24 protein-coding genes and 1 pseudogene are annotated in these 23,190 nt (G+C 31.0%); 1 reads left to right on the forward strand and 24 read right to left on the reverse strand.

Features of this window, described 5'->3' with window-relative positions; all coding sequences use genetic code 11:
* Positions 1–123: 123 nt before the first annotated feature.
* The 19 genes and pseudogenes from BM246_RS01165 to BM246_RS01260 form a co-directional block, all read right to left on the reverse strand.
* Positions 124–786, reverse strand: a pseudogene (locus BM246_RS01165) (ATPase).
* Positions 783–1,475, reverse strand: a complete 693-nt coding sequence (locus tag BM246_RS01170; RefSeq protein WP_074935447.1) for a hypothetical protein — start codon at positions 1,473–1,475, stop codon at positions 783–785. Before BM246_RS01170 ends, BM246_RS01165 begins: the two are co-directional and overlap by 4 nt.
* Positions 1,476–1,526: 51 nt before the next feature.
* Entirely contained in the window at positions 1,527–1,805 is a 279-nt protein-coding gene (locus BM246_RS01175; protein WP_074935448.1) for a helix-turn-helix domain-containing protein, read from the reverse strand.
* Positions 1,806–2,003: 198 nt separating this feature from the next.
* Positions 2,004–2,852 (reverse strand): RteC domain-containing protein, encoded by an 849-nt coding sequence (locus BM246_RS01180; protein WP_074935449.1) that lies wholly within the window; start codon positions 2,850–2,852, stop codon positions 2,004–2,006.
* Positions 2,853–3,035: 183 nt separating this feature from the next.
* The gene (locus tag BM246_RS01185; protein ID WP_074935450.1) at positions 3,036–3,554 is read right to left on the reverse strand and encodes a YceI family protein; all 519 of its coding nucleotides are present in this window, start codon (positions 3,552–3,554) and stop codon (positions 3,036–3,038) included.
* Between the two features lie 32 nt (positions 3,555–3,586).
* Positions 3,587–5,386 (reverse strand): amidohydrolase, encoded by a 1,800-nt coding sequence (locus BM246_RS01190; protein WP_074935451.1) that lies wholly within the window; start codon positions 5,384–5,386, stop codon positions 3,587–3,589.
* A 64-nt stretch (positions 5,387–5,450) separates the two neighbouring features.
* Positions 5,451–6,161, reverse strand: a complete 711-nt coding sequence (locus BM246_RS01195) for a hydrolase (RefSeq protein WP_074935452.1) — start codon at positions 6,159–6,161, stop codon at positions 5,451–5,453.
* 46 nt (positions 6,162–6,207) lie between these two features.
* Complete coding sequence (locus tag BM246_RS01200; RefSeq protein ID WP_074935453.1) at positions 6,208–6,789, reverse strand: FMN-dependent NADH-azoreductase; 582 nt, start codon at positions 6,787–6,789, stop codon at positions 6,208–6,210.
* Between the two features lie 11 nt (positions 6,790–6,800).
* Complete coding sequence (locus BM246_RS01205) at positions 6,801–7,514, reverse strand: pirin family protein (protein WP_139221837.1); 714 nt, start codon at positions 7,512–7,514, stop codon at positions 6,801–6,803.
* Between the two features lie 164 nt (positions 7,515–7,678).
* Positions 7,679–8,260, reverse strand: coding sequence for a YceI family protein (locus tag BM246_RS01210; RefSeq protein ID WP_042505589.1), 582 nt, complete (start codon positions 8,258–8,260; stop codon positions 7,679–7,681).
* A 104-nt stretch (positions 8,261–8,364) separates the two neighbouring features.
* Positions 8,365–8,955: a Crp/Fnr family transcriptional regulator gene (locus tag BM246_RS01215; protein ID WP_042505592.1), complete on the reverse strand. Its 591-nt coding sequence runs from the start codon at positions 8,953–8,955 to the stop codon at positions 8,365–8,367.
* 53 nt (positions 8,956–9,008) lie between these two features.
* On the reverse strand, positions 9,009–9,782 hold the full coding sequence (locus BM246_RS01220) for a helix-turn-helix domain-containing protein (protein WP_231961792.1): 774 nt from the start codon (positions 9,780–9,782) through the stop codon (positions 9,009–9,011).
* A 5-nt stretch (positions 9,783–9,787) separates the two neighbouring features.
* Positions 9,788–10,432 (reverse strand): NAD-dependent epimerase/dehydratase family protein, encoded by a 645-nt coding sequence (locus tag BM246_RS01225; protein ID WP_042505655.1) that lies wholly within the window; start codon positions 10,430–10,432, stop codon positions 9,788–9,790.
* A gap of 7 nt (positions 10,433–10,439) precedes the next feature.
* A complete protein-coding gene (locus tag BM246_RS01230; protein WP_042505596.1) occupies positions 10,440–11,471 on the reverse strand; it encodes an SDR family oxidoreductase in 1,032 nt (343 codons plus the stop codon).
* Positions 11,472–11,474: 3 nt separating this feature from the next.
* Positions 11,475–12,590: an SDR family NAD(P)-dependent oxidoreductase gene (locus BM246_RS01235; protein WP_175489760.1), complete on the reverse strand. Its 1,116-nt coding sequence runs from the start codon at positions 12,588–12,590 to the stop codon at positions 11,475–11,477.
* 186 nt (positions 12,591–12,776) lie between these two features.
* Positions 12,777–14,039 carry a site-specific integrase gene (locus tag BM246_RS01240; protein ID WP_074935455.1) on the reverse strand — a complete coding sequence of 421 codons (1,263 nt, stop codon included), beginning with the start codon at positions 14,037–14,039 and terminating at the stop codon, positions 12,777–12,779.
* Positions 14,040–14,597: 558 nt separating this feature from the next.
* Complete coding sequence (locus BM246_RS01250) at positions 14,598–15,143, reverse strand: hypothetical protein (protein ID WP_074935456.1); 546 nt, start codon at positions 15,141–15,143, stop codon at positions 14,598–14,600.
* 728 nt (positions 15,144–15,871) lie between these two features.
* Complete coding sequence (locus tag BM246_RS01255) at positions 15,872–16,678, reverse strand: LytR/AlgR family response regulator transcription factor (RefSeq protein WP_042505604.1); 807 nt, start codon at positions 16,676–16,678, stop codon at positions 15,872–15,874.
* An 823-nt stretch (positions 16,679–17,501) separates the two neighbouring features.
* Positions 17,502–18,491 (reverse strand): WD40 repeat domain-containing protein, encoded by a 990-nt coding sequence (locus BM246_RS01260; RefSeq protein ID WP_042505606.1) that lies wholly within the window; start codon positions 18,489–18,491, stop codon positions 17,502–17,504.
* Positions 18,492–19,012: 521 nt separating this feature from the next.
* On the opposite strand from BM246_RS01260, the gene BM246_RS20265 reads away from it, so the two are divergent.
* Positions 19,013–19,639, forward strand: coding sequence for a putative quinol monooxygenase (locus BM246_RS20265; RefSeq protein WP_052415439.1), 627 nt, complete (start codon positions 19,013–19,015; stop codon positions 19,637–19,639).
* Between the two features lie 74 nt (positions 19,640–19,713).
* On the opposite strand, the gene BM246_RS01270 is transcribed toward BM246_RS20265, so the two are convergent.
* From BM246_RS01270 to BM246_RS01290, 5 genes are all read right to left on the reverse strand, one after another.
* Complete coding sequence (locus BM246_RS01270) at positions 19,714–20,592, reverse strand: AraC family transcriptional regulator (protein ID WP_042505608.1); 879 nt, start codon at positions 20,590–20,592, stop codon at positions 19,714–19,716.
* Between the two features lie 482 nt (positions 20,593–21,074).
* A complete protein-coding gene (locus BM246_RS01275) occupies positions 21,075–21,494 on the reverse strand; it encodes a hypothetical protein (protein WP_042500841.1) in 420 nt (139 codons plus the stop codon).
* Positions 21,491–21,730, reverse strand: a complete 240-nt coding sequence (locus BM246_RS19810) for a hypothetical protein (protein WP_139221822.1) — start codon at positions 21,728–21,730, stop codon at positions 21,491–21,493. Before BM246_RS19810 ends, BM246_RS01275 begins: the two co-directional genes overlap by 4 nt.
* A gap of 224 nt (positions 21,731–21,954) precedes the next feature.
* A complete protein-coding gene (locus BM246_RS01285) occupies positions 21,955–22,152 on the reverse strand; it encodes a hypothetical protein (RefSeq protein ID WP_317042968.1) in 198 nt (65 codons plus the stop codon).
* 509 nt (positions 22,153–22,661) lie between these two features.
* Complete coding sequence (locus tag BM246_RS01290; protein ID WP_042500847.1) at positions 22,662–23,141, reverse strand: hypothetical protein; 480 nt, start codon at positions 23,139–23,141, stop codon at positions 22,662–22,664.
* Positions 23,142–23,190: the final 49 nt, after the last annotated feature.

The following is a 23,190-nucleotide window of genomic DNA, read 5'->3' on the forward strand; positions in this document are numbered from 1 at the left end:
TAAAAAAGCTAATGAATGAACATTAGCTACTAAAAATTTGATATAATATGAGTCTATTTAGCACCATAAATATACATAAATTATGTGTTCGATTTCTTACGGTTTACCATAATTAGAACATACTTATTTTCTTTTATCAACACTTTCTTTGTCAAAACCAATCAAATTGAATAATTGACGCATTCGAGAACGAACACGATTACCATATCTGTCTTCTAATTCTTGTGCATTTAAATTGGTTGTAGCATGAGTTTTGATATTGCTTTTTAGAAATAAATCGTAACGAGATAAAAGAATTTCTCCCATCACATTGCAGTCTTTCCCGAAATGACGACCAGTTGTTTCTACTCCTAAATCATCAAAGCAATAAAAAGTACTATTACCATATTCTTCAATAGTTTTATAGCCGATATTATTAAAAGTAAATGTTATGTTTCTTGCAGGAATAACTTCATACGTTTTTATATGAGGCACTATATACCGTAATAATTTCATTAAACTAGTTTTACCACATCCTACTGGGCCAGATAATAAAATGCCTTTGTTAGGATCTATTTCTCATTTTTTGCAAGCTTCAAAATCACGAATAAAATAAATGCATAGCTTGTAGAGAATTACCTCATCTTCTTGATAAATCTTAAACTTTTTACCGAATAATAGTTTTCCTTTAGCATCTAGGTATATCAATATTTTCTTGAAATCGTATGAAATATTATTGCCTTTTAATTCTCCTAATCGATACTGAACACTTCCTTCTTGTATGATATGTGGTTGTCTGTTATTCATAAAGGCTCATTGTAATTTTTATTTTTACTCGTCTTAAGGTTGTCTTGATTCTGGCTAACTGTACTTTGTGTTTTTTTGCTTTTTTCTCTCGACTGCGCTCGAGATGACATTATTTCTTCGGCTTTTAGTATCCAATTTTTAGCTGTTGCTTGCCAGTTGACAATTTTTGTTTTACCACCTACTTTCCAACCGATGCCTTGATAATGATTGAAGAATTTTTGAGCTTCAATTGTTGGCCAATTTTCTTTTTTAAAAAAATCAATCACTTCATTTTCATTTTTAGGCTGGTCTAGTTTATTACTATTTTTATTAGTTTGTATATGTTTATTAATAGATACCAGTGCTTGTCCATTTTTGGGACTGTATGTGTCCACTACTTGTTTAGAACTTGTCTCAAAATTGAACATCTTAATTTTACTGCCTTTAAATGGATTGTGAGATGGATAATAAATAATATATTTCCAATGATTTAGTTCTTTAATACACTTATGATAGGTGGATTTGGAACCTATTTTTGAAAAGCCCATGATTTCTTCTCGATTGATATAAAATTCTTCCATAAATCGATTACTATTCCAAATTTGAAATAGTGCTACGTACAGACTAATATGTGTTGGATTTAATCGGTTGTCTTTTGAGAATTGAATGAATACACCTTTTAGATGTAATATGTAGTTTACTTTTTGCATAAGGAGAGCTTCTCGATACAATTTTGCAAAGCAAAATCACTCGAAGTGACATTAGTACTTATTATGAATTCTATTGTCTTCCATTACTTGTTGAATTTCTTCATAGTCGTAATAGATAACCCCTCCAACTTTAGTGTAGGGTAGTGTTCCGTTAATACGAAGATTTTGTAATGTTCCTGGTGAGATACTTAAGAGTTCTCTAACTTCTGGAGATTTGAGCCATTTCTTTTGTTTGAAATTCGATTGAGAATTAAATAATTCTTTGATTTGATCTAATAATTCGTGTTTGAATTCTTGTAAATCTTCGGTAGTAATAATTGTTGCTGCCATAGTAAACGATTTTGGTTAAAAAAGCTACCACATCGAACTTTCGTTTCTCAATGGCAGCTATTAAATTGATTTAGCTCACAAACTTTGCTATTTTATTAAATAGGTGTTCGTGAATCTTCGATTTGACTTTCGTTTGGCAAATATGTTATGAATTAATGAAGCTTGTTCACAACGGAGATTATGTTGTGTACGATTTATTTAAACACCTTCATCGGTGTCTTCCATACGTTTTAAAAGACTACTGTTTAATGATGAAATAAACTTAGCTCTATTGTTTTTTCGTGTTCTAATTTCTAAGAAAGTACGGCGATATTGTCCTAAGTCTATTTCAAAAATATATTCAAAATATTCCGCAATATCTTTTAGATCTGCAGCACCATTATTAAATGTTCCTTCGGTATGCAATGCATATAAAAGTTCGATCAAGGCTACTTTTGGGCTCGTCCAAATCATTTTTAAGTTGGGTTTGCGTTGTGATTTTTCGCCATTGTCTTTATGTTCAATTAATACTAATTGATTTTCTAAATACAGTTGAATTAAGTCGTTAGCCAATATTTTAGCTACCTTAAAATCATGAGAAGTCGAGAAGTTTGTATTTGCCTCAAAATAAGAATTATCTAGAGACATTTTTATATCGAATTTAGTACGCAAAAAATATTTATGGTCTAGATAAGAACTTCCTGAACGATAGTATTTGTAAAACTCTAGTTCATTATCGAAAAAAGCTTTTAGCTTTACTAATTCGTTGTTGTAGTATTTCTTTACAATTCTATTACCTCCATTTGGTCTTTTCATTTCAATTTTGAAAAGTGTGTTGTAATAGATTAATTTTGAGGTAAACTGAGGCTTTATTTCTTTGAAGAATTTAATTTCTTCTGCATCTGTTTTGAACTTGGTTTTTGTTATAGTTGTTTTTAAATATTTTATTGTTTTTAAAATTACTTCAATTGCTTTTTCACATCGAGTAGATTCGTTATCAATTTCTAAATCTATAAAACTTAATTGGTCGTTGAGGTTTGTAAGTAATGTGGAGATTTTTTTATTCAAGGTTAAAAAATTCTTTGGGCTAATAAAGGTAAATTACTTGTAAAAATATTACTTTGTTCAAAAGTTCAAATATCATTTAAAACAAAAAAAACAAGAGAACAGAAATGTCATCTTGCTTTTTCGGATTTTTTTTTATATTCAAAAAATTTAATCACTCTAAAAATTTCAGAAAGAATTCAAGAGTTATTCTTTTATAAATTGTAGATCGATAACAAGTTTAATGGTATCGCTTACTACTATACTTCCAGCTTCAGTTATAGCGCTCCAAGTTAAATCGAAGTCTTTTCTGTTGATATTCCCAGAAATTTCAAAACCTGCTTTAGTTTGTCCATAAGGATCTACTGCTATACCATTAAAATCGGTGTTTAAAGAAACTTCTTTAGTAACATCTTTGATTGTTAAATCACCAATTAATTTATTACCATCAAAAGATTTTGAAGAGAAAGCAATTTCTGGGTATGATTCTGCATTGAAAAAATCACCTGATTTTAAATGAGTATCTCTATCGTTGTTTTTTGTGTTTATAGAATCGGTTTTGGCGGTGAAACTAAAGTTTGCATCTGCAAAGTTGTCATTATTGGTTTCAACAAGTGCATTAAATTTTTCGAAATGTCCAGTTACCGTAGATATCATCATGTGCTTTACTTTAAAGCTAATTTCAGAATGTGCTGTATCTATGTTCCATTTTGTTGTTGTATTCATTTTCTTTACTATTTTAAAAATTAATATTTGATTTACTTATTTTGATAACCACCATAGTATTTTACTGGTGACCAATTTGGGATTACTTCTGGTAATTGAGGACTCATTGCTTGGTATTCTTTATCTCCAAACACAATTTTTCCATCAACGACTGTAAGTACCGCTTTTAAATTATTGATTTTCTTTTCTGGAATTGTAAAGTAATCTTCTGAAAGAATTGTAAAATCTGCATACATTCCTTTTTCTAGAGTTCCTTTTACGTTTTCTTCTTTAGATACCCAAGCACTACCCTTCGTATACAGGTATAGTGCATCCTCTCTTGATAAGAGATTGGATTCTTCACTTAATTGTAATCCTCCTACTGTTTTTCCAGATATTAACCAGTATAGAGCAGGCCAAGGATTGTAACTAGCGACTCTAGTACCATCTGTTCCCGCACCTAATGGAATACCCATTTCCATTATTTTTTTAACTGGTGGTGCTTGTTTTGCCTTTTTTGCTCCGTATCGTTCTACAAAAAATTCACCAGCATAAGCCATACGCGCTTGAATTGCTATACCACCATTAAGTGCTTTAATTCGTTTTAACTCTTTTTCATTAACCGTTTCAGCATGGTCAAACAGCCAAAGTTCTGAAGCTAATTTCCCATTAGTTTCTTTATTAACTTCCTCAATAACATCTAGCATGCTTGCAATAGTTTCGCCGTAGGTAGCGTGTATTCTAAATGGCCAACCATTATCTACGTGAAGACCTATAATTTTTTTCAAATCTTCTCTCCAAGTAGGTCGGTCTTCTAAAAATGGTTGTGGTGCTAAAAAGTTTTCAAAATCTCCTGCACTCCAAGCTAAAAATTCACCACCACCTTCTAATTCATAACCGTGATCTAAATGAATTTCTCCGTTGTGACCAATTTTATTTGTATCTATCCACTCTTGAAATTCTGCATATTCTGCACCCTTATTTTGAGGAAATAAATAGTATGAAAGGCGTATAGGCATTTCTCCAGCATCTGCCAATAGTTTTGTGCCCGTATAATCTTTTGGAAATTTGTGACCTCCACCACCAGCATCAATACCGCTTGTGATTCCTAAACTGTTTAATTCTCTATAAAATTGCTTGGTAGAGTTTAACATCTGTTCCTGCGTTAAAGGTGGTAATGCTCCTATTCTAGCATATAGTATACTTGGATTAGGTTCTGCTAATAGTACACCTGTTAGATTGCCGGCAGGATCCTTTTCAAAAGAACTACCTACTGGTGCTTTTGTTTTTTTGTCTATACCTAGTACATCTAATCCAGCTTGGTTTAACCAAGCTCTACTATATAAATACAAGACATAGGTTGGAACGTCTCCCGTAGCGTCGTTAATTTCTTGAGGTGTCGGAAATCTTTTTTCTTCAAATTGAAAAGGGCTCCAGCCACCAATTACTCTTACCCATTGCCCCTTTGGGGTTCTTGCTGCTTGTTCTTTCAGCATTTGCAATGCTCTTTTTAGAGATTTTACACCATCCCAACGTAATTCAGCATTATAGAAGCGACCACCTCTGGTTAAATGTAGATGTGAATCATTTAAACCAGGAATTAAGGTTCTACCATTACCATTAATGGTTTTTGTACTTTCATTTTTTAGCTTTAAAATTTCTAGGTTTGACCCTATAGCTAATACTTTTCCATCTTTTACAGCGATAGCCTCTGCAATAGTTTTGTTAGTATCCATAACTGCTACTTTTGCATTAGTAACAATTAAGTCTGCTGTCTCTGAATTATTTTTAGTTTCTTGTTTACAAGACACTAATGCTACAGCAAAAATTAAAATTAGTATGAACCGTTTCATCTTTATTGTTTTTTTGAAAAAGCAACCCGCTAAAAAAAACAGGTTGCTTCTATTATTGAAATAATTAATGCTTAAGCATATCACCTGCATATTGGATACCTAAACCATAAGCACCACCATATTTTTTAGCTAAACTGGTTACTTCAACATATTTTCCTGCTCTAGCCCAATCTCTATGTAATTCTAATAAGTATTGCATAGACGTGATTGGCACTACACCAGCTTGAATCATTCGAGCTATAGCCATATCATGTGCTTCTTTAGAAACACCACCACTAGCATCGGTAATGACATATACTTCATAACCATCTTCTAAAGCAGATAAAGCAGGGAGCGTAACACAGATTTCTGTCCAAAGACCTGCAAGAACTATACGTTTTTTACCTGTTTTTTTAACTGCTTCTACAATTCTTTTATCTTCCCAAGAATTCATTGTGGTTCTATCTATATATTGAGATGCATCATTATAGTACTCTTTAACTTCAGGAAATAATGGTCCGCTAAAAGACTTTTCTGCTACGGTTGTAACTATGGTAGCTACATTAAATAATTTTGACGTACCTGCTACCAAACCTACATTATTACGAAGCGTTTGAATGTCTATTGACTGTACTGCAAAAGCCATTTGACCTTCGTGATCAATTAAGATAAGTGCGTGATCATCTGGATCTAGCAATGAACTTGCCGCTAGTTTAGTGTTGTTGTTAGAGTTTTGAGCAAAAACGTTCATTGTTATTGCTAAAAGAAATACGAATGTTAATTTTATTGTTTTCATTTTGTTTTAATTTGTGTCATTACTGACGGTTATATTTAATTATAAATTATGAAGCCAAAGCCTCATTTTTTTTTTGCGCTAGTTCTATGGGCTCTTGACCTTTACTGTTTAATTGATCGGCTAGAATAAATTCGACATCTGTTATTCCTAGAAACCCTAAAAAATGCTTTACATAAACAGATGCAAAATCTATAAGGCTTCCAAAAGGAGCTCCACCGCTAACCATTATTATGTAAGCCTTTTTATTTTTCAAAAGACCAATAGGTCCATTTTCGGTGTATTTAAAGGTTTTACCAACTCGAGCTATTAAATCAAAATATGCTTTTAAGGAACCTGGTATGCTAAAATTGTACATTGGAACTCCTAATACTAATACATCGGAATTATCAATTTCAGTTAATAGTTTATCTGATATTGAAAGGGTTTCTCTATGCTCATTATTTAACAAGGCTATTGGAGTATTAAAAGCAGTTACCATTTCTTGAGTAAGAAGAGGTATGCCTAACCTTAAATCTCTTTCAATAATATTAGAGTTGTCAGTTTTTAATTTATCGACCAATTCTTCTACCAGTTGTCTACTGATAGAATCTGTAGTTCTTACACTCGAGTTTATTTTTAAAATATTCATACTTAAGTTTTTTATCGTAATGGAACTTCCATCAAAAGAATTTCAGAGTCGTTTTCTGATTTAATGTTAATATGATCTGTATTCCAAATTCCAAATCCGTCTCTTTTGTTTAATGTTTGATTATTAATAGTTACATCTCCATTTAATATAAAAGCATACACGCCATTAGTTTTAGGGGCATTAAGTTTATAACTTAATTCTTTTCCTTTGTCTAATTTTGTCATGTTAAACCAAGCTTTTTGTTGAATCCATACTCCTGAATCGTCAGGATTTGGAGATAAAATTTGTTGAAACTTATTTTTTCGGTCATCAATATTAAGAGTAATTTGGTCGTACCGAGGTGTAACATTTTGTTGATTAGGGATTATCCATATCTGAAGGAATTTTACTTTTCTGTCTTTGTTTTTATTGTATTCAGAGTGTGTAATCCCGGTACCAGCACTTAAAACTTGGATGTCACCAGATTTAATTACCGTAGTGTTTTCCATACTATCTTTATGCTCTAAATCGCCTTCAAGAGGAATTGAAATGATTTCCATGTTTTTATGAGGATGTGTGCCAAAACCCATACCTGGATCTACAACATCGTCATTTAATACACGTAAAACACCAAAGTTCATTCTCTCTGGATTGTGGTAGTTTGCAAAGCTAAATGTGTGCTTTGAGTGTAACCATCCATGATTAGCCTCTCCTCTTGTTTCTGCTTTATGAAGTACTGTATTCATTGTTTTATGTTCTTTGTTGGGTAAATGATTATGACCTAGTTTTTTAGTTTCGGAATTAGCTATATTATTTACCTTATTTTCTTTTGCAAAAGCAGAAACTCCTAAAAGTGAAAGGGCACTTCCTGCAATTGTTTTTTTTAGAAATTCTTTACGTTTCATTCTATTTATTCTTTTGTAAACTCAGCATTAGCAACAATCTCTATTGTGTCGCTTACAATTGCTGCGGGTGTTGTTGTACCAATACCAAAATCTTTACGGTTAATTTCTCCAGTAATCTTAAAACCTGCTACTGTTTTTTTGTTGTATGGATTTTCAGCTGTTCTAATAATTCCATCAAAGGTTACTGATTTTGTAATACCACGCATTGTTAAATTTCCTTTAACTTTATAGTGATTCTTTTTTGATGATTTTTTAAATGAAGTACTTTTAAAAGTGATTGTAGGGAATTTTTCAGCATCGAAAAAATCAGCACTTTGTAAATGACCATCTCTTTGCTCACTATTTGTGTAAATCGAGTTTACTTTTGCAGTCATTTCTGCTACTGCATCAGAAAAATCTGGTTTTGAAGATGTAACAGTGGCTGTTACATCTTTAAAATAACCATCTACATCAGAAATTAATAAATGTGTTGCTGTAAAACCAATTTTTGTGTGTGAGCTATCTAATGACCAAATTGCGTTTATTGCTTTGAATGAGAATAATGTTGTAGCAATTGCTACTGCTAAAATTATTGTTACTTTTTTCATGTTACTTTTGTTTAAATTTTAGGTGTCAATATTGACACTACAAAAGTGCGATGAATACGAACTTAACTTCCTTGAAGTAACTTAAGAAAAAAGGTTAAGGTAGATTAAGATTTTTTACGAAGCTTATCGTTTTTAACCTTAGATAAAAATTCAGGAGTCATCCCTAGAAAGGATGCTAAAGCATATTGAGGTAATCGTTGCGCAACATGAGCGTATTTACTCATAAATTGGTCGTAACGTCTTTCAGCCGGTAATGTTAGGTTACTGGTAATTCTACGTTGAGAAAAGGCTAAACCACGTTCTGCCATAATTCTAAAAATAGTTTCAAACTTATGATTTGTTTCTTTTAGTTCTTTTTGTTTTTCAAAGTGTACACGTAATATGATACTATCTTCAAGTGCCATAACAAAAGATGAAGCTGGTTGTTGGTATATAAAACTATTGTAATCTGTAATCCACCAATCATCAATTGCAAAGGAAGTTGTGTGATCATTACCTTCTTCAGTGACTACGTATGCTCTGAAAGCTCCTTTAACTACATAATACATATGATGCGCAATAAAATTTGGCTGTACAATAAATTGCCTCTTTTTTATTGATACCTCTTCAAAACAACTAGTAAATTGATCAACTTCTTCTTCATTTACTTCAACGAAATTTTGAATGTATTGTGATAGTATTTTTTTAGAGTTCATTGAGGTTAATAATTTGTCAATACAAAGTTAGTTGTTTTTAAATTAAAGGAACTCTATAATAGGCTTTTGGGGCTCATCCCAAATTGTTTTTTAAAAGCAAATGAGAAATGAGATAAATTTTCAAAACCTAAATCAACATAAATTTCAGAAGGTTTCTTTTTCTTCTTTTCTATAAGAAAATAAGCTTCTTGTAACCTTTTTTGAACCAACCAACGATTCGGGGTGTTATTAAAAATTTGTTTAAAATCACGTTTGAATGCAGAGAGACTACGTCCTGTTAAAAAGGCAAAACGATTAAGACTAACATTGAATTTATAGTTTTGATGCATAAACTCTTCCAAGTTTATTTTTTGAGGTTTACCATAGTCAAAAAATACACCTGATAATTCAGGCTGCATCTTTAATAAAATAAATAAAAGCTCCTCTCTCTTTATATCCTGAAAAGCCGTTTCAATTTTTCCGGTACCATTATAGTGTGGCATTAATGAATTAATAAAGTTTGGTATTTGTTTATTTTTAGCCAAAGTCAGAAATGCATCGGTAAAAGAGTGTTTTTCTACATTTGGTGTATGCTTTTCTTGAAATTGCCTAAGGAATAGCTCATCAAATACTACAACTACTTTTTCAAATTCATCGTTTTCTTTTAGCTTGTTGTAGCGTGATAAATGATTCTTACGAGCAATACAATAGTCTCCAGATTTTAACGTAGCAATTTTACTTCCGTCATATCCATTTAAAGTTCCTTTTATCAAAAACAAAAAGAAATGTTCCGGAATAAACTGTTCGGGTGAAATTTCGGGTCCAATATAACACGATTTTATATCCATACGACTCATTTTGATAATTCTCTAATGTTTTTAATTTCTAAAACCTGCTTTGGGTAACCTTTTAATACACTATGTATCATTGCTCTTCCTACTTCACTTAGGGAAAGAGAACGGCTAGGGAATAGGTGAGGAAATATCCAAACAACTGGTTTAAAAAACCATTTTACATTTTGTTGCTTTTTGAATGGCTTCATAAAGCCTGGACGAAAATTATACTGACCTTTCAATGATAGTTTCATCAAATCGTTTTCTGTTTTTCCTTTAACTCTAGCCCACATTACTTTGCCTTTTTCAGTACTGTCTGTAAGATTTCCTGTAACAAAATTAAATATTATCTCAGGATTTAAATGAACTAAGTTTTCTGCAAAATATAGCGTGGTATCGTACGTTATTTTGGTGTAATCGCTTTCATTCATACCCACGGAACTTATTCCTGCACAGTAAAAGCAAGCATCATAACCTGTCAATTCCTTAGCGTATTGTTCTAATTTTGTAAAGTCAGGAACTATTAATTCTTTTAATTTTGGATGGGATAAATCAAAATGTCTTCGATTTACTATTAATATTTCGTTTACATTTTTGTTTTCCAAACATTCCATTAAAACACCTTCACCAACCATTCCTGTTGCACCTGTTATAATCACTTTCATATGAGACTTATTTAATAATACCAAATTTAATTAAACTTTCGGCCGTATCGAGAATGACTTCTTTTTGATTTCTTGGTTTCCAATCTAATATATTTTTTGCTTTAGTATTGGATAGTATTTTTACTCTACCTACCTGTGTAGCAACTGCTTTTAGTTCGGGTTTAAAATTAGCTAGAATTTTCACCAACCAATTTGGTAGTACTTTTGTACTTACCTTTTTTGCATACTCCTTAGGTTGTACGTGTAATAATTTTGCAATTTCTGGTAAAGATGTAGTACCATCAGAAGTAGCTAAAAAACGTTGTCCTTTAGCGAGTGGATTTGTCATGGCTTTAATATGAATGTCAGCTACATCGCGAACATCAACGACACCAAAACTAACTTTTGGTATTGCAGGCATTTTACCACTCATCATTTTTTCTATCAAATTAACTGAACTAGCAAAGTCTTTACCTAAAACAGGACCAAAAATACCAACAGGATTAATAACTGTTAATTCTAAGGTGTTCCCTTCAGTTTCTATGAAGTTCCAAGCAGCTTTTTCTGCCAACGTTTTAGATTTTATATATGCTCCAATTTCTGCATTCGTATCTGTCCAGTCTTCTTCGGTAAAAATATGGTGTTTTGGTTCAATACTATATCCTATAGCAGCAAAAGAAGAGGTCATGACAACACGTTTTACATTTGCTTTTTGAGCTGCATTTAACACACGTAGTGTACCTTGTTTAGCGGGAATAATAAGTTCGTTTTCATCCTTTGGTTCTCCTGAAGGAAAAGGAGATGCCATATGTAAAACATATTCGCAGTTTTTTACTGCCTTGTCCCAATTTTCATCTTTAGTTAAATCTGCTTCTATAAATTCAAGATTATCAAAAGATGTTATACCTCTATTTTTAAGCATTTCGAATACATCTTTTTTTCTTTTTAAGGAGCGAATGGTAGTTTTTACTTTATATCCTTTTTGTAATAATTGAACAATAGTATGTGCTCCAACAAAACCTGTTCCTCCCGTTACTAGAACTGTTTCTATATTTTTCATCTTTTAATTTTTAAACTTTATACCTGTCATTGTTTCGCAAATCTCTAATACTCGATTAGAGGACTCTTTATCCAATGCATATTGCCTTACTCCAAATGGAGCATCACTATCATTAGGTACAACTACAGAAATATTACAATCTTCTAAATACAAACCTCCTTTGCCATTCAATTCTGGACTAACAGCAGCCCAAGCTGTAGTTGCTCCACCTTCTTCTACCGTTTTATAGATGTCACCTATATTTTTAGGACTTCTAAAAAAGTTTAATAATTCTGTGTAATGAATTAATCTCACAAATTTTGATGCAGATTTCATTATATTGACTTTATAATCTGGGGCAACACCTACTAGTGTTGCTGCGAAAAGGTCTGATGAAGGAATTGGACCTGGGTGCACAGCAAAAGACCTAATATTTGAGTTTTTGAGTAATTCATCTAGTTTTATAGACAAAAGAATCAATGCGGTTTTACTTTGAGCGTAAGCGCGCACACCTTCATATTCAGTATGTTCAAAGTTTATATCATCAAATATAACATTGCTTAGACGATGCCCTCTAGATGCTAAGTTTATTATTCTAGATCCTTTTGCTTTTTTTAGGGCAGGAATAAGTTTAACAGTTAGTTCATAATGTCCTAAAACATTTGTAGCAAATATACGTTCATAACCTTTTTCATTTTTTACAAGAGGTGAACTGAAAATTCCAGCACTATTGATAAGGGCATGAATTGGACGATTGGATTTTAAGAATTTTTGAGCAAATGTCTCTATTGATTCTGGTTTCAATAAATCCAAATATTCTATTTCAATATTAGGTAATCCTTTCAAGTTTCTTTTAGCCCATTCTACATCCCTTGCTAATGCAATTACTGTTGCTCCTCTGCTTACAAATGCTTTTGTCGCTTCTCTACCAGTTCCACTATGACCGCCAGTCATTACAATTATTTTTCCTTTTAAATCGAGTCCTTCCACAACATCCATAGCTTCTGTATGATGACCAAACTTATTGTTTATTGGCATTTGAAATTCATCATAAATAACGCGACCTGTAAAAATTGGAGATGAAGCCGCTTTATCTTTGAAGCTTATAAATACTGCAGAGCCAATAATAAGTAGAGTCAAACTGATTGTTGTGATAACTGAAATTTTAACTAATCTTTTGAATATTGATTTTTTCTGTTCTGTTTTCTTTTTGCTTTGTTTTGAATTATTTTCCATTGTTTCATTTTTATGAAGCAAAATTCAGAATTAATAACATAGTTAACTTTGTTTAAAAGTCCATTTTTTTTTAAAACAGAAATAATATTATTAGATGTTTTGAGCTTTTGAGCTATTGTTTTTTGAGATGTTAGTTTTAAATTTATTTCTTAGAATATGCATATCTTCACTGACCTTTCGCTCTATAACTTTTGCATAAATTTGAGTAGTTGCAATTTTTGTATGACCCAATAATTTAGAAACGGTTTCTATAGGAACACCATTACTTAACGTTACTGTTGTTGCGAATGTATGTCTAGCAATATGAAATGTTAAGTTCTTTTTGATACTACATAAATCTGCTATTTCTTTTAAATAGCTATTTAATTTTTGATTAGAAATATTGGGAAATAGTGTTTTAGTTTTCTTGGTTTTAAGATGACCTTTGTATTTTCCTATTAGTTCTTCAGCTATTGGAAGTATTGGAATTTTCACTTTGCTATGTGTTTTTTGCCTATTAGTGATTATCCAACGACCTCTATCAATTCCAATAGCTATATTATCTTCGTTGAGGTTCATTACATCTATATATGATAAACCTGTATAACAGCTAAAAATGAATAAATCCTTAACCAGAGTTAGTCTTTCTATATCAAATTCTTTTTCAATAATGGTTAGTAATTCGTCTTCTCTTAAAAATTCGCGTTCATTTTTAATATAAGTTGGCTTGAATTTTATAAAAGGATCTTTGTCTATCCATTCCATTTTGTAAGCCAACGTTACCATTTTACGAAGTCTTTGAATATGTTTCATTACCGTATTGTTTTCCATCTTCTTTTGATGGTCCTCTGGAACATATAACCTTAGAAATTTTTCGAAGTCAACTAAAAAACGAAAAGTCAATTGAGATAAATATACATCTTGAGTTTTTCTCTTTTTAGCTAAGAATAACTTGATATATTTTTGAGTAGTGAAATAGTTTTTTAAAGTACCATAAGTTAAAGATTCACTCATTTGTGTGTTATGGTAATCAACTAATGTTAGTAAAGAATACTCTTCGTTGTCTTCTCCTAAAAATCGAGCCTTGATACTTTGAGAACAAATGAATGTTTTTTCTTTTACAAGCTGGTCGTGTGCTTCGTAGATTCTGTTTTTAACAAGGTCTAAATATCGATTGAGTAATCGAGATTCTTGTTTGTTTCCTCGTGCTCTTCCTTTGTTAGAATCCCATTCTGATAGAATTACTTTTCGTTGTAAGCTGATATTTGATCGCTTACCGTTTACAGTTACTCTAGCAAAAACTGAAACTTGATTGTTTTTTACACGTGTAGCATTAACCCAAAATGATAGGGTAAAGGTGGTTTGTGATTGCATAGTTGTCGTCTTTTAGTTAAACATTTACCTAGACGAAAGTCAAATCAACTATTTCAATTACAGGGTTTTAAGTATCTATTCGGTTCACACTTTTTACGTTTTAAAAGTGTGAACCGAATTGTGAACCAAATTAAACTATATTAATTCAATTCTTATGATAGTCTAAAAACCATAAAACCTTGTAAATCATATGATTTACAAGGTTTTAGTTTTCTTTGGTATTAATTTTAGTCGGGGTGGCTAAACTTAACCTTTTTTATAATACACTTGTTATAAAGTGTTTCTTTAATATTCATACTAAATTGTTGAAATATGGTATTATTATTTTTTATATGGCTGTTGCTGGGCTTCCTCACCTTGCTCTGAATGACATATTTAAATTTGATGATTTCACAATAACATCGTTTCTCTAGCAATGACGGTTCTTTTGCTTTTTAACAATACTTCACTGCACTCAAACAGCCTTTCCATTATACGATATTTTCAGACTATTGACACTCACCTGCCAGATTCTAGGGCTTTCCTACTCCATTGATAATATATTACTTTATTCTGTGCTCACCATGACATAGATAGTACTATTGCACCATTTTCTTGTAAAAGCGCATTGTTAGTAATGAGTCCCCTTTTATACCCGCTAGAATCTCCGTAGAAGTGGTTTTTTTGGTCTTCTCTATAATCCGTCCATAATCTCATGCCTAAATAAAATTGGATTTTAGAATAAAATTTTGACAGTTTAATATCAAAACCTAAAGCGCCACCAACCGCAGGAAAAGGAGTTGTTTCTCTCCATATTAATCCCAACCGAAATCCGCTATAATACCTCACGACATCGTTATTAAACAAATTAAAATTAATTCCGAATGTGCCTATTAGATCTGTGTAAGACACATCAAAACCTTTATAAGTTGAGGCTCCTATAGAAGTATATCCCCAATGCATAATTTTTTGAATTTCTCCCCCTATTTGAAAACCATTATCGGTAATGGTTGGGTCAAAAACCACGCTTATTTGTGTATAATCTTTATCTATAAATTGAGCATTAGCTATTGTGCTAACTACTACTAATAATAATAATAATATTTTTTTTTTAAAATTCGTCATTAATCTCTTTTAACCTGATGTTATTTCTTATCTTATTACTTTTAATATTAAATAAACGATTAATGAAATTATAACCGACACTGTAAACAAGGATAGCATCGACATTATGACTACTAGAAAGCAGAAAGTTTTTATTTCATTTAATAAAATTTTCCTATGTTTTTTTTTCATGGCGGTTATTGTTATCCTCACGTTAACTCACGCTAGTTATACATAAATCTCTCACAATAAGGATAATGACTATATTTCTGATAATTTTCATATTAAAAAAAAATAATCTTATTGTTTTTCTCTTTGCATTATGTTTCCTTTTAATTGTGCAGACTATACCTACTACCTCTACTCATTTTTTTTGATTTCTTGAATTTAGGTTCAATTACCTCACAGTAAAACATTATTACCAATACTATGCTACTAATATTTGTTTTATTTTAATAACTACTTTTGTTCGTACATTCTTTTATGAATGTACGATTAATGAGATTATAAATAATACTGTACACATAAATAGTAAAACTACAAAGGCACATAAAGCATATAGTTTTTCTTCTTTATATTTCATTTTAAAGTTTCTATGTTGTTTTTATCATCATGCTAACTAGATAGCTACGAATAAACCTCCTGTAATAAGGATGATTATGACAATTTTCATATTTTAAAAAATCCTATTGTTTTTCTGTTTGTATTATGTTTCCTTTTAATTACGAAGACTATACTATACATACTACCTACTCATTTTTTTTAACTTCTTCTTTTAGACAATTCCAATGAATTGAATTTTTCAGGTTAAACAGCGGCACCGCATCTAAAATGTTGAGTTTGTATTTATTTGCTATTACTGGCCGAAAATCATTTAAGCCCTTTATATGTATCTTATTACCTACCACCTTATAAATCTTGTCTACATTTATGATTACCGATCTGTTAACCCTTAAAAAATTTTTTGGTAAAATTTCTAGTATTGACTGCAGTGTTTCTCTTATTAAGTGCTTACCGTTACTTAAATAAATGGTGATATAATTACGGTCGCTCTCTAGGCATAACAACTCGTTTAAATCGAATTTGATTAATGAATATCCTTCCTTTAAAAAAAAAGTCCCATTATTATATCCCAATCCATTCTTTCCTTCTGAATTCATACTCACCATACTATCTGGTGATCCCATCAGAACATTATTATTTTCACTACTACCGATGAGTTTATCAAAATCTACAAAGGGTCTAAAAAAAATCCGATATAAATCAATCTCCATTTTGCCCTTTTGAGTTTCGATATTTTGTGAAATATTACTGTAAAAGGTTATCTTAAATTTATATTGATGAAATAAATGATAGCATACCATATCGCCTCTAAACATATCAAAAAAGCAATAATCAATCAGTATAAAATCGTATTCATTATTCTGTTCTGACATCCATAAATCTTCCCAACTAAAAAAGACTTCACGTCTACGCACCCCGCTTTTTCTTAAATCATCCAACAGCGCTATACAGTCTGACTTCTTTTTAATTAAAATTGCTACTCTATCTTTCATTAACGCTTTTTTTTAATACTTACCTCATCATTTTTAATAGCTGTTTATACATGTTGCTCTAGCGATGTTACCCTACTTCAAAACAAATAAACGCGTCGTTAATTGAAATTTTCGTTTAGCTTTTAACCGAAATAACTCATCCATCTAGATTCATGACATGACATTTTAAGTGAATTTCTATTAATTATTTTGTTTACAAAATTATCTTCATTGCATGTTATAAAACATAGATAATTATCCATTTACCATGGATAATTTATTCTCTGGTTTTTATTTTAAGACTATTGACCTTTAACTTTATTAAGCACACCTTCATCTATAATTATCTCACCGCAATCGTAATAGATTTAATAAATACCAACAACTACTAATCAATCAAACTCAAAATCTAATTTTTTAAATTTAATTATGCCGCTACATTTTTTTTACCTATCGCTGTTTTTATACTTTATTTATTATATTATTTTAAGTTTTTTTTAATTGATCATGTCTATAACCACACTTATTAGCGCAAATATAATGGTGCAGATTTGTACAAGCACCACCAAATACAATAGGTATAATAATATTATTTTAATTAGTTTTTCAGAAGCTTTAAAGAAAGCCATAGGCATGTCATTTTTTTTCATATTTGTTTTAGGTAATTGCTATATTTTACTCATTAGAATTTGTACTACTTAATTTACTATTTGGGTGGTATATAGGCCGCTCGCTAAATGGCCTCAAAAACCTTAATCATTACATGATTTTACCTTACTTATTAAACCTACATTTATAAGTAAGACAACACTGAAGCAACCTATACACTTATTACCACCCCTAGTTATATATATTTCTGTTTATTCCATATATTGAGACTGTCTTTATATTTATAAACACGCACATAATTTATAGCTAGTGTTTGTTTATTATTACCACTATTTTTTTCATAAGCACCTATGAGTATGATAGTATCATTACCCGACAAGCTTATACTATTAAAACCAGATACATCATACCCTGTTGTTTTACCATCTATATCTGCGCCTTTCTGAATCCAGGTATTAGACCTATTTTGATAAGCACGTACATAACTATATCTTACGCCTTTATCATTGTTCATATACGCTCCTATAGCCACGATAGAGCCGTCACTAGATAAACTGAGATTCCATCCTGAAAAATTACCAACTGATTCACCAACAATAGCATCACCTATTTGTAACCAGTTTCCTGACACATTTTTATATACGCTTACATAGCCAGATGGTCTTCCTCCTTGATGAGCACCTATAGCTAGAACAGTCCCATTGTTAGACAAACTCACACTTGCCCCGAAATAATCTTTTGTTGCTTTACCATCTATATTTTGCCCTACCTGAGTCCAAACTCCTGACCTGTTTTTGTAAACACGTACATGTCCCGAATTGTTACCGTTACCGCTATTGAGAACAGCACCTATAGCCACAGTAGCACCATCACCAGACAAACTCACACTATAACCTGACCAATCTCCCTCTGATTCACCATCTATATCCGCCCCTACTTGTTTCCAAACCCCCAAATTATTTTTGTAAACACGTACATGCCCCGAATTTTTACCGTTGCGACCATGGTTACGCTTAGCTCCTATAGCTACCGTAGTGCCATCATTAGACAAGCTAACACTGTAGCCAAACCAATCTCCTTCCTTTTCTCCATTGATATCTACACCTACTTGATTCCAAACTCCTGAATTATTTTTGTAAACACGTACATGCCCTGTATTTTCACCATTAACATTAGCATCATGAACTCCTATAGCCAAAGTTTTACCATCATCAGACCAACTCATACTATAACTTGACAAATTATTTATTACCTCCTTAGTATTAACGCTTATTTGAGCTTGACTATAACTAGTTAAACTTAACAGCCCAAAAAGGATTGCTTTTATATTCCTTAATTGTATCAACTTCTTTTTCTGTTATAATTTCAAAGCAAAGATTCATTCTATTTGGCAACTCTTCTAAAAAAAGTGCTAAAGCATGTTAAAACAGGGATAAAAAATAGTTTTTAAGGGACTTTCTAAAACTGTTTTAACACTTGTATTTAACTTATTTTGTGTGTTATAAAATTAATTTTGCGTTTGAATTAATGAAAAGTGAGTGGTTTTTAATTTAGTCATGACATTGATTACACTAGATACATAGATTTTCACAGTCATGCCTGCTTCGCAATAACATATGCTAGTCGTGTTTATACTTGTATTTATTTGTAAAAAATTGTCCATGCATAAGTTTTAGATATCCATTTCTAGGTCCTTCAATTTGTAACAAATTTGCACTGTAACAAAAATTTAAAAACAATAATATTATGAAACATACAAAAAAAGAAACCATTGGATTATTGGTAACCATGAAAGCTAAACCCAGTAAAAAAAAAGAAGTTAAAGAGTTTTTGCTTAGTGGATTAGCACTAGTAAGTAAAGAACCTCAAACGGTGTCTTGGTTTGCCTTTAGGATAGACGAAAACACTTTTGGCATATATGATGCTTTTGAAGTAGAAGCAGGTAGACAAGCTCATTTAAAAGGAGACGTTGCAAAAGCACTATTGACACATGCTGATACTTTATTGGAAAGCTTTGATGTAAACGTAAGTATTCACCCCGTTAATATCATTGCTTCTAACCATAAATCTGGAACACAAAACAAAGGCTTATTGGTTATTATGAACGCTAAAGCAGGTAAATCTGAAGCTGTAGAAAATTTTCTTCAGGTAGGTAAGCAATTGGTAAATGATGAACCAGAGACCTTATCATGGTATGCCATTAAACTAGATGACACAAAGTATGCCATCTTTGATACTTTTGCGGATGATATTGGTAGAGATGCACACTTAACAGGAAAAATAGCAGCGGCTCTTATAGAAAATGCTCCTGTTATTCTGAAAGATTTTGAAACCTCTGCTATTCAAAAGATAGATATTTTGGTTTCCAAATAATCATAAAAAAAATTAGAAGAAAAAAGGAGCTTCTTAATTGATGCTCCTTTTTCGATATACGGATCTATAACTAACTACAAAAGATTAGCTTGTGATTTTTCTAGTTTAGCGAAACCAACTGTTTTTCTATAAATATCTGGTGAAACGCCTACTTTCTTTTTAAAAAATCGGCTAAAATAAAACTCATCTTCATACCCTAAAGCATCTGCTATTTGTTTTACAGGTTTTGAGGTTAAATAAAGTTCTCGCTTTGCAGCAATAATAATTCTATTAGTTATTAAACATGTAAGGGTTTGGTTTAAATATTTTTTAACCATTCCTGCTAGAGTTTTAGAACTTACGCATAACATATCTGCGTATTCTTTTGGTGCGTGTAGCTTGGAATAATTACTTTCGATAGCATCTACCAAATTTTGCAAGACTTCTGATTGTCTATCTGAAAATTTTAGTACGGTATCTTTATCAAATTTCTTTTTTTGTCTCACAGATTCAATAAGAAACACTTTTAAAAAAGCAACTAGTACTTCATGTTGTGCAATAGAATCTTTATCCATTTCCCTTGAAATTTGATCTATAAGATTAAAAAACAATGCTTCTTCTGAGACTTTAAAATAAGGTAATCCATGAAAATTACCAAAAAGCACGCCTTCTGTTTCAATTTCATTTTGATGGCGGTATGTACAAAAAAAATCGGGATGAAAATTTAATATAAACCCTGAGCACTCCCCTTTTGAGGTTATCATAAAAGGTTGATAAGGAGATAAACAAATCATATGATTTGCTTCGAGTTGATACTCTGAAAAGTCTACTTTTAAATTAAAGCTATTACTGCATAACAGGATAATGGAGTAGTAATTTTTTCGTTGTAAATGATCAAACTGGTTTAGATTATTGAATCGCTCTAACCTAAATGCTAATTCATCATTTTGCTTATTAATAATAATTTGAGCCATGGTAAGTTACCTTTAGTTTCTTTATGCTCCATAAAGATCTTCAAATAATTCTTTTACTTTCTGGGAATTTCAGTTTTTTTTAAGCTGTAATCTACTTTTACTTTAGTTCTTGTTGGGGGTGTCCTTTTAATCTTTCCATTTCCTGCTAAGTTATTAGAGAACGTTTTAGAAGTTTTACACGCAGAATTTAAACTATGCCATTTAACCAACGTTAAATATAAGGAAAATTTTTAATAATTCTGTTAAATTCTTATTCTCAAAACTATTTCTAATATGTGTTGTAAAACATGGACCATTTTCTATTTACCATGGATAATTTTTACTTAGTCGTCGTTTTAAGTTTTAATATGAGCGGAAATCGAAAGAGGTAATAATTGATATCATCAATATTAAAGTGTCTGCTTCATGTAAGTGACATGATGAATAAAAATCTAAAAACAGAAAGAATTAAACCTTAAATAATCCTTAGTTTTTTTTAAAATTTATACAATTTTTAAGGTTGTATCACTAGGCTCTTTCTTTAATAAATAGCTATATTCGATTTTCATCTGAAAGGCTAATAACGCTAAATAAACTTTAATTTCTTTTTCTTTATCACTGACTCCTATAGAAAATAGAATGTCCATGATTTTTTCGGAAACTATTGAAGCTTCTTTTTTGATATCGGCAATCATAAAATCCCTCCTACTAAGTAACTGCAAATTAAAAGCTCTTCTATAAGCATTGTACAAATTATTAACAGAAAGCTTATTTAAAATCAACCTTTCCATCTCTGTATGCTTTCTTTTATTATTAAACTCTAGTTTCTTAGCAATATCCTCCTTATCTACACCTTTATATTTTAGAAGCAAATAATTTAATTCTTTATCATTGAATAGTTTTACTGTATGAGCTTGTATCATTTTAAAGTGATTTTCATTTTTTTTAGAGCGAGCGTTATGGAGTTATCAAAATCAAATATAGTCTCTTTAGGAAGCTTATATCTAGAAGGTTTACTTTTAAAATCACCAACTATTTTTGAAGCATAATCTAGTGCTATTTCTTTTATGGCTGGATCGACATAATCTCGTTCCTGTAAAATCCCAAGTTCAAATGCTTTTTGAATTAAAACGAACCAATCTTTAGTCTTAAATTTCATTTTTAAGGTTCTTTTTATATAGCTCAAATCTTTCTTTTCCATTTCAAGGAAATTTGAAATGTATTGATCATCATAATTATGGACAAATAATCTCAAAAAATACCTTTCATTATTTGATAATTCAATACTGCCATCCTCATTTATTAATTCAATTGTACTACACTCCATGTTTTTTTTATCTTAATATTTTACTAATTCCACTATAAAATCAACATCTAACACTTTCACAATCGTAATTTTCTCTTATTATGAATGTCCTCTAGCATGTTATTTATTTCTTTAAATTTTGGTGTCAATTCTATTAAATCACCTTTACTATTTGTAGTCAATTCCTTTTTACAATTATTACAGCTATATTCTTTTACATAAGACGTTACGTCTCGAGATACTTTGTAATCGTGTCCAAATATCTTGCAATACATATTTCTCATTTTGTTTGTAACTTTTTTTCTTAAGGAGAGACTGTCAAAATATTTGAACTAAACCATGACTAGTTAAATTCACTAATTCTATAAAAAATTAAGGATGTATTCCCTTCATATTTTTTTAACTTAGGTTTAATGTTTTCAAAGATTGATTCTTTATATAAATTATTCTAAAAAAAGTGCTAAACCAGATTTAAAGTGGGACGAATTAGTAAGTTTATAGGATTTTAAAAAACGTTTTCTAGCTTTAGATGTTCTTTTTACACTTAAAAAATTAAAGCCAATGTAATGTACCAGGTGTTTGGAACGGGTTTATTGGGATTCCTCTTCTGTCCACAGAAGAGTATTAGGAGAATGATAGAGTTATGGAGAAGCTAGATTGGTATACACCCCTAAAATGAAAAAGTTACCTTCTCAAGCATTCGTCCAAGATCATTAAGTTAAGAAATTTTCAAACATAATACCTGTTATATGCATACCTGTTTTCTTTGTAGAAAGTTGTCTATTTATTTTTCAACTGCTAGAATAAGTGCATCACCAGTCATTTTGATTGCACCTATTTCAGTTTCACACTTTACAAACCAATTGCCATCGGGCAATTGTTTTATCCCGTTAACCCAAAACCTTTGAACCAAATTCTTCTCTTCCTTCACTAATTCTGGCAAACGAATATTAAAATTGGTGGGCCATATTTTAAATCTTTCATCATCTGGTGAATATTCAATATTTTTGTAATAACAAAAATAAACATAGAGCAGCTTTTGACACTGAATTAATGGCGATAAAAAGATAAGGTGACTAGGACTGTTTATCATATCTGTAAAGTACTCACGTGAAAACTCAACTTCTATATAGTTTTTAGCGCACCGGTATTCTTTAATAAATAATTTTTCACGAACATTCTTCTCAGGCATAATATTGAATGACAAATCATTAATGCTATCGTCTTTAATAACTTTTTCAAATGTTTCAGGTATTTCTTTCATTATTTTATTTTTATGTTAGCCCTATTTTTATAAGGATTAATTTTTTTAA

This window comes from Algibacter lectus (assembly GCF_900112395.1).
Taxonomy (GTDB): Bacteria; Bacteroidota; Bacteroidia; order Flavobacteriales; family Flavobacteriaceae; genus Algibacter; species Algibacter lectus.

Coding starts and splice junctions, on each gene's coding strand:
- BM246_RS01170 (WP_074935447.1), bottom strand. CDS start 1,475: ATGCAAAAAGTAAACTACATATTACATCTAAAAGGTGTATTCATTCAA.
- BM246_RS01175 (WP_074935448.1), bottom strand. CDS start 1,805: ATGGCAGCAACAATTATTACTACCGAAGATTTACAAGAATTCAAACAC.
- BM246_RS01185 (WP_074935450.1), bottom strand. CDS start 3,554: ATGAATACAACAACAAAATGGAACATAGATACAGCACATTCTGAAATT.
- BM246_RS01190 (WP_074935451.1), bottom strand. CDS start 5,386: ATGAAACGGTTCATACTAATTTTAATTTTTGCTGTAGCATTAGTGTCT.
- BM246_RS01195 (WP_074935452.1), bottom strand. CDS start 6,161: ATGAAAACAATAAAATTAACATTCGTATTTCTTTTAGCAATAACAATG.
- BM246_RS01200 (WP_074935453.1), bottom strand. CDS start 6,789: ATGAATATTTTAAAAATAAACTCGAGTGTAAGAACTACAGATTCTATC.
- BM246_RS01205 (WP_139221837.1), bottom strand. CDS start 7,514: ATGAATACAGTACTTCATAAAGCAGAAACAAGAGGAGAGGCTAATCAT.
- BM246_RS01210 (WP_042505589.1), bottom strand. CDS start 8,260: ATGAAAAAAGTAACAATAATTTTAGCAGTAGCAATTGCTACAACATTA.
- BM246_RS01215 (WP_042505592.1), bottom strand. CDS start 8,955: ATGAACTCTAAAAAAATACTATCACAATACATTCAAAATTTCGTTGAA.
- BM246_RS01220 (WP_231961792.1), bottom strand. CDS start 9,782: ATGGATATAAAATCGTGTTATATTGGACCCGAAATTTCACCCGAACAG.
- BM246_RS01225 (WP_042505655.1), bottom strand. CDS start 10,432: ATGAAAGTGATTATAACAGGTGCAACAGGAATGGTTGGTGAAGGTGTT.
- BM246_RS01230 (WP_042505596.1), bottom strand. CDS start 11,471: ATGAAAAATATAGAAACAGTTCTAGTAACGGGAGGAACAGGTTTTGTT.
- BM246_RS01240 (WP_074935455.1), bottom strand. CDS start 14,039: ATGCAATCACAAACCACCTTTACCCTATCATTTTGGGTTAATGCTACA.
- BM246_RS01250 (WP_074935456.1), bottom strand. CDS start 15,143: ATGACGAATTTTAAAAAAAAAATATTATTATTATTATTAGTAGTAGTT.
- BM246_RS01255 (WP_042505604.1), bottom strand. CDS start 16,678: ATGAAAGATAGAGTAGCAATTTTAATTAAAAAGAAGTCAGACTGTATA.
- BM246_RS01260 (WP_042505606.1), bottom strand. CDS start 18,491: ATGAGTTGGTCTGATGATGGTAAAACTTTGGCTATAGGAGTTCATGAT.
- BM246_RS20265 (WP_052415439.1), top strand. CDS start 19,013: ATGAAACATACAAAAAAAGAAACCATTGGATTATTGGTAACCATGAAA.
- BM246_RS01270 (WP_042505608.1), bottom strand. CDS start 20,592: ATGGCTCAAATTATTATTAATAAGCAAAATGATGAATTAGCATTTAGG.
- BM246_RS01275 (WP_042500841.1), bottom strand. CDS start 21,494: ATGATACAAGCTCATACAGTAAAACTATTCAATGATAAAGAATTAAAT.
- BM246_RS19810 (WP_139221822.1), bottom strand. CDS start 21,730: ATGAAATTTAAGACTAAAGATTGGTTCGTTTTAATTCAAAAAGCATTT.
- BM246_RS01285 (WP_317042968.1), bottom strand. CDS start 22,152: ATGTATTGCAAGATATTTGGACACGATTACAAAGTATCTCGAGACGTA.
- BM246_RS01290 (WP_042500847.1), bottom strand. CDS start 23,141: ATGAAAGAAATACCTGAAACATTTGAAAAAGTTATTAAAGACGATAGC.